Source organism: Aquimarina aquimarini, assembly GCF_900299535.1.
Classification (GTDB): domain Bacteria; phylum Bacteroidota; class Bacteroidia; order Flavobacteriales; family Flavobacteriaceae; genus Aquimarina; species Aquimarina aquimarini.
Genome location: NZ_OMKE01000057.1, coordinates 13,359 through 29,176 on the forward strand (window position 1 = coordinate 13,359; position 15,818 = coordinate 29,176).

Genomic DNA, 15,818 nt, shown 5'->3' on the forward strand with positions numbered 1-15,818 from the left:
CTTATGTTTCTAATAATTTATTTCGATTTTTTTGAGTGGTGATTTTGCTCCTGAGCTAAAAACCGCCTGCAAAACGTATGTGTATTTTGTATTCACTTTTAAGTTGGTATCAAGAAATTTTTGATTTTCACTTTTAAACACCTTATACAAGGTGGGTTTTGTTTGTTCATCTGATCTATACAACATATACTCTACTACATGATCTTCTTTATATTTCCAGCTTAATGAGATTTTCTTTTCTTCTCTATTTACTAGTGCTGAAAATTGGTTGATTTCAGGTTTTATACTAGTGTCGGGCAATTTTATTGTTAAGGGAGTTACCGGTTCTGATTCTAATCCAGACTCATCAATAGTAACCAAAGTATATAGATAGGTATGCGTAGGTTTTGCAGTACCGTCTTTATACTCATTTTCTGGAAGAGTCGCCTCGGTAATTAGTTCCCAAGGGGTGTCTTTTCCTTTTTCTTTTCTATAGACTGCTGTTTTTTGGGCATCTATACTACTACTGGTTATCCACTGTAACTGAACGATTCCCTGATCTATAGAAAAGGATTTAAAAACGGGTTGTGTTGGTGGAATAACATCTGGTTTTTTAAGCACGATTACCTCAGAAAAAGCTGAAGGGTTATATCGTTTGTCAAATGCCTGTATTTTATAAAACACCTTACTGTTTAACGTTTTTATATGTACTGTATCTATGATTTCGCTTTGTGGAATAGGGCGAAACGTGATCTGAGTAAACTCTTCTTCTTCTTGATTTGCTTTAAAAACACGGTATCCTAAAAAATCGGCTTCGGTATTTTTATTCCATTGTAATTGCACTACTCCTGTAGAATCAATCACTCCTGTGATACCAAAAGGAACTGCTGGGGGAGTATCATCAACTGGTTGTATCATTTGTGGAAAAGAGGTTCTTTTTGTTCCGTCAGTTCCTACGGCTGTTATGGTAAAATAATTTATTGCTCCTAAGTTTTTGTAGTCTATAGTCCTGGTGTTTTTGGATATGGTAGGCACGACCGTTTGATATTTTTCTTTAAATGCATCTGATCGATTTAATTCAAAATGTGCAATAGATGCTAATCCTTCTTCAGGAAACTCCCAGCTAATCTTTGCGGTACTATTATCAGGCATCAATTTGGCTTCGGTTATGGCTGGACCATGTTTCAAGGCTTTTGCTCCTTTGCCTCTATATACTTTTGAAACGGGCCCTTCTTCTCCAAAAGAAGAAATTCCTTTTAGTCGATAATAATATTCCTTATTGTTTTCTGAAATGCTATCTACATAAAACATTCGATTTGAAGGTTTTTTGTCATTTTCATTAAGATTTACAATAGGTTTCTTTGTAATAACCTTATAGGTAGTTCCCTTATCATCAGAACGTTCGATCTTGTAATTAGAATACTGATTTTTGAGTAGTGCAATATCCCAGCTTAGCATTATATTTTTATCTCCTGATATACCAATAAAATCTTGTGGTTCTGGTAAGGGTTTGTAATCGCTTACCCCCAAATACACTCCCCCAAAATCAATCTTTAATTTTTCTGGGGGCGTTGCGGCGTATACTCTATATAGATATCGCTCATTAGGTTTAATATCTGTATCTGTGTACGCCAGTCCAGAATATTTTGCGACCTCATAATTCTGATCTGCTGCAAACAATGCAAAAGAGAAACGTTGTTCTAAGACTCTTGCCTGATTAATGATATTCATCATTGCATTGCCTCCTTCTTCCATAGACACATCAAAGTCTTGTCCATAAATTGCCTGTGCTGCAATAGCGGCATAATCATCAGTACTAGCAAAGTCTTCCCACTCCATCATTGGTTTTGGTAGTATCGGATTTTTAGTCAGTTTTTTTACAATAGGATCTTTTAATAATTGATCTCCTATAGCAATAGTGGTTCGTTCTATCATATATCCATAGGTATTCCCATATTTCCAGCTTGATGGGGTATTTGCTGTCCATCGTAACATGATTGCTCCTTTATCTTTGGTTACTGTACCGATAACTTTTACAGCGGCCTCCTGATTACCAATAGGTTCTTGTGATATTCCTTGAAATGGCAGTACTCCAGAGATAATTGCAACTATATATATGTATGTTCTAATTTTATTCATAAAGCGGATTGGTAAACTTTACTGTTTTATTTTTTCCTTTTTTTACCTGTCCTGGTAAGATGTATTGGAATGTTGTTTTATACTTCCCGTTTTTCATTACTGGTAATGGGTCAATAATCAGTTTGGTGTATTTAGATCTTACTTCCCAGGACAAATTAGAGTTGACCAATTGATACCTCAGGTCTTCATAATCTTTATAATAATAATGTGTCAAGTTATATCGATATGGATGATATGTATTGGTCTTACCTGTTTGGTTGTGTTCTAAGTGAGTAATGTACCATGCCATAGGTTCTACTCCTTCTATAGGAGGTACTCCTACTTTATCTGTTTTTCTGGTTACAGAAAATGTGCCTTCCAGAGGATAGTTTTGATACAATAAGGGGTATATTTCTTTTTGATAGTATGAATCGCTAGGAGCTGCTTTTGCGATAACAAGAGGTACATCTGCTGTGTACTTATTACCTAACAATTCTGTCATATCAAAAGGTTCTATTGGGTCAATAGTATTGTATAACACTAATCCATAAGGATAAGGCACATATTCATATAAGTTCTGATTTTGTTTTATGGCATTCATTTTTTTATGAAAAGTGGTGTATTGACTGGTTCCAAAATCAAAAACCAGCAGTTCTCGTTTTTCACCATTAACAAGTACGTCTTTAATTTCTTTAGATCTTACCTCTAATGTATTTCCTGATTCTCCTCCTACAGTTGTAGTAGTATAAGATTCTTTAACATTATCTGATATCGTACTCGAAGGTGGTTCTAAAGCTATTTGAATTGAATACGCTGTTTGGGTAGCCATTTCTTGTGGTAATTCAAAAATAATTTGTTTATTTCCTTTATTATAAGTGAATTTTTTATTCATTTCTGTTCCCATATCACTCTCCATACTCATGGTTTTGTTCCAGCCAGGAGCATTGTCAAACAAATAAGATTGTCCTCTCTTTAATTTTACATATCCTTTATCATATTCTTTTGTAAAGAAATTCTTTTGTTCTATGGTAGGGTACATATAAGCGATATTGCTCAATGGTATACTTTCTGGTGCAGTGCCTGTAGTAAAGGTAACCTCTTTGGATTCAAGATATTCTTTACCCTGGTCTTTTATCGTTTCCCACTTTCCATTTATATATTCTTCAAAATGTAGTTGAACATAGGCTTTAATATCTGTTTCTGGTGGTAATATCTCATGAGAATAAAATACTGCCAGGTCATTATTAGTATTCCATTTGATGTCACCTACAATTGGTTTTCCATCTCTGGTAACTTCAAACTTATCCATTAGGATACGGTATTTTCGGTATCCTGTATCATCTTGCAGCTCAAATACTTTATTAATTTGTAGATTAAATGCTACTTGTGGTGCAGCAAATACATCAATATTTGCTCCTTTATCTTTTGGTGACATATCACCAATTACTACAATCCCATCAAGAGCGCCAGCACCATCTATTTCACATTTTTTCCCCATTTGTACTTTAAATCTAAAGCTTCCTTTAACCAGTCCTCCTAATACATTGTATTTACCTGACAGATATCCTCTTAACCATACAGGGTTGGGTAATTGAGCTTGTAGTAATATTGCTCCTCCCCCGCTAAAAACTGAAACTTTTTTTCTCTTTCCAAAGACCTTAATTTTCAACCCTACATCTCCTTGCAAGTATGCATATGCTTGTCCTGTAGCATACCACCCATTAAGTCCAATGGTATTAGATGATCCTTTGCAATGTGCATCTCCATAATCTTTTAGCATTAAATCAAAGCCTATTCCTGCATCAAAACGTGCATAAAAAATAAGAAACCTAAGATCTCCTGTACTCATACTCCAGTTTGACCCAAACGCCATTCCTCTACCTGCTCCCAAACTATTAAGATCTCTAGTAGCATCTAATTCTGCGGCTTCTACTCCCAAAATATTTGCCAAAATATTGGGTGGTGGTGAGCTATTAGGTATATTATCTCCTGCCATAAAATAGCTTTCTGTTCGCATTTTTGATCCAAGTAGATTTAATTCTAACCCTATAGGGTCTGTAGGTGTCCCTATCAGTAAATGCCATTCGTCTGGGCCTATATAAAAATCCATCCATCCTGCACGTCCGTTTGGTCCTATTCCTTTTAAAATTCCAAAATTGACATATAGTTCTGATGTAGAATGAAATATATCATTGACAAAATCATATCCTAAGAAAACATCTCCGCTTATTGCGGCTGTAGGGCTTTGTGCTGGGATCTCCAACCCTTCTGCCAAATATCCTAACTGATCTTGAAGCTTGTCATAAAAATCTATTGGCAGGTCTACCAGTAATTCTCCGTGACCTCTGAAATAGATATCTTGTAATCCTCCAGAGTTAAGAAATGCCATGCCAAATTCTAAAGTCCCGTGGAACAAGCTTTCTGAGTTTTGCGTTATGATACCTACTGTAGCTTTCATACCGAAACCATTTTCTTTATATGGTTTATAGATTACACCAGAGGTAGAAGCTCCGATTGTATTATAGGCTGCATTTTCTTCATAGGTAACTCCATCCATTTTCATATGGTTGTATATTCCTCCACCAAAAGAATTTAATGCAAATCCTGCAAAAATTGGGATTCCTACGGGTAAAGTTACCTGTGCATCTGCAAACCAATATCTGAATTCGGGAGTACGACCAAATAATGCTTTGGCTTCAAGTTCTAATTGCATTCCTGTGCTAAACTTAGCTCCTACTGCCCCAGCAAAACCAGTACCATACACAGGGTCATCTTCAAAAATAAAAATAGCACCTTTAAGCTCTGTTCCTGCCACTTCCATCTGCACAAAAACTCGTTCTAGGTCTATGCCATCATATTTCCAATGATCTCTATTATCTGTCTCGTCTAGTTTTGCCTTGATGGCTAACTTGGCTCCTCCACCATTACCACCATCACTCTCTGACGACAGATTAATATTAAAATCAAAAACAAGTGCTACTTTATTTCCTGATCGACTTCTTACCCCAATTTCATTTACGGTTACAGGAAAATTTGCTAAATTCATTTTACCTCGATATCCAAAATAATCTACTGAGAATTTTGGTGATTCTGTTTGTAATACCATTTTTTCAAAAACAATACCTTTAAAATCCACTGTTTTCTTGCCTGAAGAGCCTGATGATGATTTGCTTAATCCAGACTGAATGCTTACTGAACCATTCAGGTTTGCTTTGGGTCTAAATTTATTATCCTTTACTTTCATTTCTATGTATGAATCTTTGGTCAAAGAAACCTTTGCATTCCATACATCAAAATTCATTTCTTTGGTACTTGTAACTCGTAAACTGTATTCTTCTTCAGGACGAATAATGGCATCATATTTCAATCGGTCGACTTCTGAAACTGGTAAGAGTAATTCTCCACTAAACTCTCCTGCTGTTAAACTGTTGGTTTCAACATCCAACAGAAAATGATCTAAAGAAAATTTCCATTTTGAAGCTGATCCTTCGTCTATTGTCAATATATTTTCTCCTTCAAATCTTCCTGTTACTCCTTGTTCATCTATAATAAGATTAGAGGCTTCAAAAGAAACACGTTTGTTACTATTCTTTTTCTCAAATGCTTTTGGCAAAACAACTTTTAGTGTGCTAACATATACTCCTCTCCATAATGTAGGATTCTCTGTATAGTATTTATTCAGGTAATCCCCTGGCATTGCATCATCATTACGTAAATCACTAAAATCAAATATTGCGGTATTGAGTTTAAAGGTGGTTCCTTCTATTCCTTTAATTCCAAATTCAGGTAATTCAATGTTTGCAACAATATCGTTCCAATCTGCAACTACTGTTTTAAAGTTACCTTCTACACTTCCTATTTTCTTTTTACCATTTTGATCTACTGGGTGCAACAATTCATTAGAAAATTCAACATTAGCATCTATTCCTAATTCTTTAAACCCAGAACAGTCTATCGTAGCATAAGTCCCTGATTCATTAAAACTACCGTTAAGGGTTACTATTACTTTTCCACTATTAATATTAAAGGTGAATTGTGAGATCAGGTTAAGTTTGGCATCTCCTATAATTCCTCCTTCGTGAGAGAGCTTGATATTAGATTCTCCTAACACAAGTGTACCTCTTGCTGTTTCTACTTTTAGAAAGGCAGTAAGTTCTGTATATGCTGGTTTAAAAACTGCTTTTGCAATCCCTACAGTATATTTTACATTACTGATTTCTTTAGGCTTAATCGCTACAGGTAGTTCTTGAAGGCTGTCATCAGAAAGCAAATCCACATAATTTTGGGTTTCTTCGATTGTTGCAAATGTTTGATTTGCCATCTCCAACCATTTATTATTTATCTCACCATCAGCTATAGTAACATCCCCCTCTTCTTGATCCTCTATCTCAAATGATTTATGTACTACTGATATTTTATCAAATCTTTCTAAAGATTTAAAATTTCTAAAACCTTTTGTTGGCCTTACTGTTATTTTTTCTTGATCAGAAGTTCTTTCTCTATTGTTTACACTATCCTTATCTTTTATATGTGTACTCTTCTTTATTTCTATGTTTTCTGATTTTACCGTCGTAATACTATATATGCCTTTGGCAAAGAAGCTTTGCGTGCATAAACAAAAGCATGTAAATAATATGGTTTGTATAAGTTTATTCATGTATTTTAAAGCTTAATTAATTTAACAATTTCTACAGTTTGTATTTTTGTAAAGCTTAATTTGTTTTCAAAACAATAACTAGGTGGTTTTACAAATCAACACAACTAATACTTGGTTAATCTTTATTACAAAATTTTAATACGTTTACTTAAAAAAATGATCAAACTGAAAATCATATAATGGATTTATAGTATTTTCACCCGAGATAGGCTCAATACCCAGTATCATATATCCTTCATTAATCATTCTTTCACACCATTGTTGATTTGCTTTGTATAATAATGTTTTAGGTAATTCACTAGTTTGTATTTCCCCATCATCATTGGTAGCATAAATGCCTTTTTTATTTTTATAATCATCAACAAGTTCTTTCCATGTATATGATGTACCATCTATTGTAAATGTTTTTAGGTATTGTGAAGTTTCATTAAAAGTTTCCACTTCCTCTGTATCCAATATTTGAAATTTTGAAGTAACCTTATTTACTTCTCCCTTTTTTTTATCTATAGCTTTAATCCCTCTACCAACAATTGCAATTTTATTAATTACTCCTTTTCTGATCTTATTGATCCATAGTTCATCAATGCGATCTCCTTCAGTAAGGTTTACATTTTTGATATCTTTTAGTTCTATACCAATATCATCGCCATTTTGAAGAATTTTGACATTTGCAGTTGGAGATTCACTTTTTACTATTCCTTCTGTAAGGTATTTTTTATTTCCAGTAAGCTTTCCTTTAACAATACGAGCTATCTTTTCTTTTTTCCCATCTTCAAGTATAATAACTTTAACATCTCCTTTCTTTATCGCAGTAATAACGAACTTCTTTTCAGATAAATTTTCAGGGAATAATTCATCTGCAAGTTTAAATCCTTTAACAAGATTTTTTTTATTTGCATCACTTCCTTCACTTATTAACTTAGTTAATCCCTCGAATCCAGATTTATTCTGGTATTTAAATCGTTTACTAATTTTAGCAAGTACTTCTAAATTTATGATTTCTGCTCTTTTTGTTGGAAATATTTTTAGCACTTTCCAAGCATCAAGAAGATTTGGTTTACCAATAAAGTCTGGACGAGTATTTCTTGATTTAAAATTAAAATCTTTGGCTAGTGCAGCAATATCAACGTTGTCCATATCTAATAATTTCTCTACTAGTTTGGAATCTTCTGGTATTGTTTTAACCCAATTTTTAAAATCTTCTATTCCTTCAACATTACTAATTTTTGCTCTTAATTTTCCTACTATTGTAGCAGGTTTTACTTTTATTTTTGTGCTTAGTTCATCTAAATACTTGTTTATTTTATTTCTAGAATTTTGACTTAAATCTGGAATATCATTAACTTTTTTACGAGTACTCATCAGGACATCATATAAATCTGCAGTATCTTTTAAATGCCCTGGAATAGATAGATAAAATCCTAAAACAGCCAATTTTGATCTTGTTTCGGCATCTATAGCACTTTCATCAAGTGCTGTTGTAATAATACTTATTCCAGATCCTATCGTGCTAGATGTATACAATGCCTTAGACAAACCATTTCCTATAGTAAAAGTATATTTTGCCGCTCCTACTCCTATTGCAAAGGATACTACATCTGTAACCAACCATGCACTTTCTTTTGCTACTATATTAGAATTATTGTTGCTGATTGCCAAGGCATGAATAATTGGCATGGATAGTACTTGGCCTTTTTTGAATTTAAAATTTAAAAAGTTGAAATCATCTACGATATACACCAGAACTTCTTGGTTATATGCAATTTCTTTCCCATTAATCTTAACAAAATTCTTGTTATTCTTAGCAACAAATATGTCATCATTTTTACCTTGAAAAATATTCTGTTCTAATTTTACTACATATTTATGATTAGAATTCGATAAGTCTTTCTCTTTTAAGATATCTTCTATATCTTCTTTTTTAAGACGGTTTATTTTTTCTGAATTATTAATATATTCTCCAAACCAGGCTAAAAACTTATTTAACCGATCTCCAGATAATTCTTTGTAAATAGTATGAAACCCAATTTCTTCTATGGCTTCAATTACATTACTGTCGTTAGACCTAAAGCTAAGCGCTATCTTTAGTAATGCATCATTTTGCAGATCCTTATATATAGGTTTGTCTTTTACTGGCTTAGTTATTATTTTTTTAAGTACTGCTATTTTTTTAGCAGTTTTAGCAGTTTCATAACTTCTTAACGATTTAGCATTTTCATTTTTGTTGATATGATCTATAATTTCCTGATATCTCTCATCTACATTGGCTACTGTTATACTATTCCAAAAGCTTTTATTGGTTTGTTTTTCTTTTTCTAGATGTATTTTATATTCTTCTCTAAACTTCTTGAAAAAATCCTGATATGGTTTTTTAAGTAGCACTGTATTTTTTATGTTATCTCTATCATATTGTCCTGTTGTACTACTCAATTTACTAGCCCAAGAGAATATATCCTTTGCAAAATATTTTTTATCGAAATTATTTGTGAATTCAAAATTGTGAGGTAATACCCAAGATGCAGCGCCTATAGTCTGAGATAAACCATTATAAAAGCTTATCTTTTCTGATTGTGTAAATGTTGCGAATGCTTCTCTATTTCTATACCTGTCTTTGGTGATTTTATATATAATTTCATAATCCTCTAAATGTTTACAGTCTGAAATCAACATTTCTGCAAACAATCCTGAAATAGACTCTACATCACTTCTTTTAGAATATTCAGATTTTAACGATGAAAAAATAATGCTTAATGCTTTCTGTGCTTCTTTATCCTCTTTGAACTTATGGAAATCAACAGTGTTATTAAAAGTTTGCTTAATTATTTTATTAATTACTTCCCACTTGCTGTAATCTGTATCCAATTGTGAGGCAATTTCTCCTACTATTTCTATAAATTTCTTGGATTCGTTTTTACTATCTAATTTATCATAGAGAAGTTGAAATATTGTTTTATCTTCTATCTTCTCATCAATTATTGTAGAAAGAAAATAATTCTTATCAATTTCACCCAAAGCGTCAATAATAGTATGAACTGCTTTTTCTTCATCTATCAATTTTTCGTCTATTGAACATGACAATAACGTTTTTAAAGCCGTCCATAATTTCGGAGTTTCTATTTCTTTTATTATATGATCATCTGGTATCTCTGAAAAATATAGGTCTATATTATTACATGTTTGTATTCCCTTTTTTGGAAACACCTCATTATCAAGATATGTTATGATTGATTTTGAAAATTCGGATTTTGAAAAAAGATTGGAAGAAATATCATCTTGAAGATAATTGTAAAATTTCTCTATGTCATCATAATGATCAAATCTAAAAACAAAAGCATCCTCTGTTTCTCCCTGTAAGGTTAATTCATAATAAATATTATAAACTCCAATGCCTACTATTTCATTCTTTTCAATCTTAAACTCATTATCTATTTTGGATATTTTTATTTTGTTACTTGAATTATTAGGTTGATCGACCAGTTTAAATTTCAGCTCATTACCTTCAGATATTTTCAACTTATACTCTTTCTTACTCAAACCATATGCTGTAGTATAATTATTTCCGTTTCCAATTTCCCTTGCCGTAAGTTCCCTCCATTTCAAAGTATCGTTACCTCCTTTAAAATTAATCTTACTATGTCTAAGCACTGCTAACATTTTTTCTTCTTCATTTTTAGCTTTTTTAGTATCACCTGCACTTTGCCCTTCTTCATCCCCTTGAAACCAATATAGTTTAAACCCAGAAGCAAATATTTTTTTCCAATCCATATGGCTAACAGCAGTGCCATGACCATAATCCATTAAGAAATCTGTGCTTCCTTTGGGGGTACCGTATTTATTAAATGGGTGGTTTAATCCAAAAATTCCATGTCCTAATTCGTGAGCTATAGTTTTGGCATCATCTTCAGATTTTTTAAAAATATACCCAAACTGCCTTTTCAGCGGCATAAATCCATCTATCTCTTCTTTGGTATCAGAATTAACTGCTTTAAGATCTGTTACAAAAACATAGTATGCATCTTTTCTATAGGAGCCTAATGTTTTGAAATATGAATTAATAGCTAGTTCTTCTTTACTATAATGCGACATTGCGCCACTATCTCCCGCATTAAGCTCATTATATGGTTCTTCTATATCCCATGTATTTTCTGAAAGCTGTAGTCGTTCTCCTACGGTAATACTAAAGTTAACTCCTGCTTTGTTATATATTTCCTTAATTTCTCTTTCTGTGCTTCTACTTATTATTGAATTATTTACGGGTATCAATACGATGTTAATATCAGTAAACTCTTTACTCCCTAAATGAACTACATTAAGAACTCCAGCTATAGAATGTTTTTCGTTTGCTGCTTTTGGTTTTACTGTTGCCAGTATTTTTGTAGTGGCATAATCAAATGTTTTTGTAAGGGTTAATGTAGCCACATTTCCACTCCATATTGCAGGAATTAATACTCCATTTTTGGTTTTAAATACTATATCATCTGTTGTAATAGCATCGTTTTTAAAATCTACATGAGCTGTTACAATATCGTCTCCATTACTATTTGAAATAGCTTTAAAAGCAGGGGTATAAGTTCCTCCTCCTATTATAGGAATAGAAGGGTACAATGTTTTTTTATCGAAGAAATTTTCTGTTGCTTCAGGCAATTCATCAAAATAATAATAACCAGATTTTTTAAACGTTACGAGTGCATCTGTTGCTGTGATCATAAGAATATCATCATCTTTTATCCCATCTGTATTATCACCTGTTGAAGCACCTTCTTGAGCAATTTCTCCTACTTCTTTAACATTTCCTTGTTCATCAACATTCCATACTTTTCCATCAGAATCAACCACCTGTATATCTCGTCCTCCTGGAACAGTAGCTTCTTCTCCATTGGTTCCCATCATAACCACTGCACCATTTTGATCAATTCTAATCTCTTCTATTTCAAATCCAACCTCAAATTGCGTAGTTTCCCCCTGATCTCCTTTAATAGTTTCTACGATATCAATATTAAAATCTACGGTCATTGTTTCTCCTTCTCCAAATTCAGGATCATATAATGTTATAATCTCTCCTTGTGCCAACTGATTATCTGTATTGACCAAAATATTAGTAAACTTTACCCCAAAGCGAGCATTTTTTAAATAAGGAATTCCCACATACCCTCTTCCTGTAGTTATACCGTTGGATTGGCTTTCTATTTCTACTATGGTTACTACAAAATCTCCTGCAGTAATTCGACTTCCCACCTCTAAACCAGGATGTGGTTCTCTATTGCTTATTGCAATAGCATCGGGTACAATTCCACAATTGTAATTGGCTGTTTCATCTTGCGCAGTTGCAGTAGTTATTTCTTGTACATCAGAATACTTACCATATTGATATTTACATTTACCTTTTACCTTATACTCATAGGTTGTTCCTGGTTTTAGATCCCATATGGTTGCCCAACTACTATTGGTTTTCTTTGTAAACCAATAGGCATCAGTTTTATTTGCTTCTCGATATGCTATGGTGTATTCCTGATATACAGATGGATCTTGATCCCAAAAAACATTAATCTTTGATATTCCTTTTGGTTCTGCATATACATTAAAAGGAGTACTACATGGGGATGTTCTAGAAAACCAAAATATCTCACTATTTCCTTCATTTCTAAATAAGCCTATCTCTTCTGCTCCTTGCAATGCTTTCGCTTTTACTCGCCAGGCATAACGCTTTTCTGGTAATAATAACGGTTGTGTAGGGCCGTATACAAATGAGGTGGCTCTTGTTGTTGTTTGAAAAACAGGAGGTAATGATAAAAAAGCAGTTTGCGGGTCTACAAAATCATCCCATATCTCTACAATACTAAGTTCATATTCTACATTACTGACATTAATATGCCTAGGTGTCCATTGAAAAACAATATTATCTATCTCTGAGGGTTCTATATTACTTCTTTTGAGAGGTAGATTTAATATGGGAGGTTCGTTTTTAAAGATATATGTGGATACACAAGTTTTTGAAGACAAGCGATTGCCTGTAGAATAATCATAGACCTCAAAACAGAAGTCAAAACTCCCCTCTGGGATTGTCTCACTATACACATTAGAATTAATTCCTAGTATATTTTGAAGTTCAAAATATGGGGCTAATTCTACATTTGTTAAGATTATAGGAATACCTCCATCTATAAACAATGATGAGGCACCTGCAACTACATCCTTGCTTTCAAAAGCAATACCGTTTCCTTTAAAATATACCTTTAACCTAATTTGTTCATTAGTAATGGTTAAATCATTAAGTAATAATTGTACTCGCAATGGGCTATTGATCGTAGTTGCATCTGCATAATTATAAAAGTTTACAGGAGCTGGCGAATTAACTTGCGGAATAATCGTAATTGGAAATCGTTGCGCAATAGCTTGACTATAACCATAAAGTATAATAAACAGTGTAAGAACAAATTTCTTCATAGATTAGTGTTTTTCAATATATTTCAAATCAAATTTATCTGGATTGGTATAGTTTAGTGATTTCTTAAGGTAGAAATCAATGATTTGTGTAATCATATATAACTCTATTTTCTGCGCTCCTTCTTCATTATCCATCATACGGAAAATGTTGTCTTTTTCTTGTTCCATGACTTCTTTAAGAAATTCGTCTGGGTTTTCCACTTTATCTATAGTTTTATAACTCTGTATGATTGGGAGAGTCCAACGGTGTCCTATTAATCTTGCTAAGGCATTCTCAGAGTTTTGCTCTAATTGGGCATATTTCTTTTTCAATGCTTCATGAACTTTTATACGTTCTTCTGGAGTCTTTTTATGTAAACTATGATTATCAACGGCTATTTTTGCTCTTACAAAGGCTTTTTCAAAAGTATAATCAAGTCGCAACATATCTTTCCTTAATTCAGTAAGCATATTAAAAACCAACTGATTATATCCTGCAAGAAAATCTATATAACTATATAATTCTTTAAGAAAAACAATCGCTTTTGGTTTGTACATTTTTGCTTTTCTTTCGTCTGCAACTTCCAAACGTAATAAGGTAATTTCTTGTTTTTTGTATTCAGGGATATAATCAAATTGAGGGTGGTTTTGAAGAGTTACCAATTGTACATCTATCTCATCCATAGTACCCTGGTATAAGGAATCTCTATATCTAAACTGTAAGATTTCATTACTTCTTCTAGATCTTTTGCCTCTTTTGGGTTTCTCTTTCTTTTCTTTTCGTTGTCTTTTAGAAAATTTTAATCTAGGCTTAAACTTGTCAAAGCTATAGTTATAACCAAAAGTAACCGTAAAATCAGTATTTGATGTGGTAGCTTTTCTGAATTGAGTTAATACATTAAGATTAAAATTATGTTTTTTAAGATAGGTATAGGTACTACCAAGTCTCAAATTGACAACCTCTCCTTGTTTTTCTCCATTATTTCTACTTTGATTGTAGCTAATTGATCCTGTAGCTCTTAATTTTTTATCAAAATATTTTTTGTTTACAGATACCATTGGGCCATATGTCAGGCTATTGTCTACACCTATAGTATTATAACTTACGTTAACCATAGCAGAGACATTTAAATCAATCAACGGATATCCTAAAGTATATGAAGCATTACCATTATAGAAATTAGAATCTCCATTTTCTAAAACTCGTCCATTTTGTTTATTTACTGCATTTTGAAAAGATAATCCAACGCCTAGGTTACGCTTTTGAGTTTCTGTATCTTTTAAGATATAATTGGCAGTAAGATTAGCGTTTTGTGAAATTTGTTGAAAGTCTAAAGTATCCAAATTCTCTGTTTGAGAAACCTCGTTGATATAATCAAACTGATTCTTAATATTAGTATAGGATTGAAAATTAGAATATCCTCCTGTTATACTCAATTTTTCAGAGGCATTATAATTTACATTTACAGCACTCACTACTCTTTGCAACTGGGTGCTTTTTTTGTTCTCTAAATCATCTCTCTGTAAACCCGCATTAAAAGCAATGCTAACTTTATTTTCGAATAGATTCTGAGTAGCATTAAGAGTTATATTTTCAAGATCATTATTAAAAAAGTAAGCTCCTAGTGTTCTATATTCTGGGTCTATATATTCGTATCCAACTCCAACTGAACCATGGCCTACTGGATAAGAAAAGTTGATATTATATGCTTTATAGTTTTGAGTAGAGGAATTACTCTTTACTAAGGTTGATAAAAAGGAATTTTCAGTTTTACCTCCAGCATTTATATCTTCGGTTATTACAGATGAAGCAACCTCAGCTCGAATTTCTCCTTTATCAAAAAGTTTTACTTTTCCCTCTACACTTACAACCACATTGTCTTTTGGTTGTACTTCTAATTCTATAGGCAAAGGGTTTTGAATAGAATTTTTATCATCAGAGGCTTTAAAAAAAATTGCTCCAATAAAAAACTTTTTAAAATCATATGATGTTTTTACACCATATCCCATTCTTTTATATGCTGGTTGAGATTGAGGCTCGTTTGGATTATATTCTGATTCTTTAAGCAATCGACCATACATGGCACTAATTTTAAAGGGTCCCTCTGGAGTAAGATCTACCCCTAGCCCTGTAAATTGATGACCACTCAAGGTGTATGGAGAAAATGTCATACTCACATCTCCTATATGTGTAGTTATCCATTTATAAGATGGATGTATACTCAATCTATTAAAAGAAAAAGGGTTACTACTTTTAAATTTTTGATTAGAGTAAGAAAAAGTGACAGGGATATTATATACACCACTTATAGTAAGGTTAACATTTCCAGTTAGAAAGTAACTGAATGCTTCTCTATTTGAGTCTCCACTATAAAAAATTGAATTGGCTGCCACTCCTCCTGTTAGTTTAAATAATTTAGATTTTCCTATTAGACCTAAATCCTGACAAAATGTGGTAGTTGAGATACTTATCAAAAAAATGAAAGAAAGTGCTTTAAGGGTTCGCTGGTTGTTTTTTTCCCATATTCCCTTATTACAAATATCATTTCTGAAATAGTTTTTCAAAAACAAAAAATATGCTATCATATATTCTTCGACCGACTACATTAACAAAAATACCTCCCGAGTGTTAACGATGTAA

Annotated in this window: 4 protein-coding genes; all 4 read right to left on the reverse strand. The window is 32.7% G+C overall.

Annotated elements, in window-relative coordinates; genetic code table 11:
• Positions 1-9: 9 nt before the first annotated feature.
• Positions 10-2,118 carry a fibronectin type III domain-containing protein gene (locus DG508_RS19285; protein WP_108869783.1) on the reverse strand — a complete coding sequence of 703 codons (2,109 nt, stop codon included), beginning with the start codon at positions 2,116-2,118 and terminating at the stop codon, positions 10-12.
• Positions 2,111-6,754 carry a hypothetical protein gene (locus DG508_RS19290; protein ID WP_108869785.1) on the reverse strand — a complete coding sequence of 1,548 codons (4,644 nt, stop codon included), beginning with the start codon at positions 6,752-6,754 and terminating at the stop codon, positions 2,111-2,113. The genes DG508_RS19285 and DG508_RS19290 overlap by 8 nt, the downstream gene beginning before the upstream one ends.
• Positions 6,755-6,898: 144 nt before the next feature.
• Positions 6,899-13,198, reverse strand: coding sequence for a fibronectin type III domain-containing protein (locus DG508_RS19295; RefSeq protein ID WP_108869787.1), 6,300 nt, complete (start codon positions 13,196-13,198; stop codon positions 6,899-6,901).
• 3 nt (positions 13,199-13,201) lie between these two features.
• A complete protein-coding gene (locus DG508_RS19300; protein WP_108869789.1) occupies positions 13,202-15,763 on the reverse strand; it encodes a TonB-dependent receptor in 2,562 nt (853 codons plus the stop codon).
• Between the last annotated feature and the right edge of the window lie 55 nt (positions 15,764-15,818).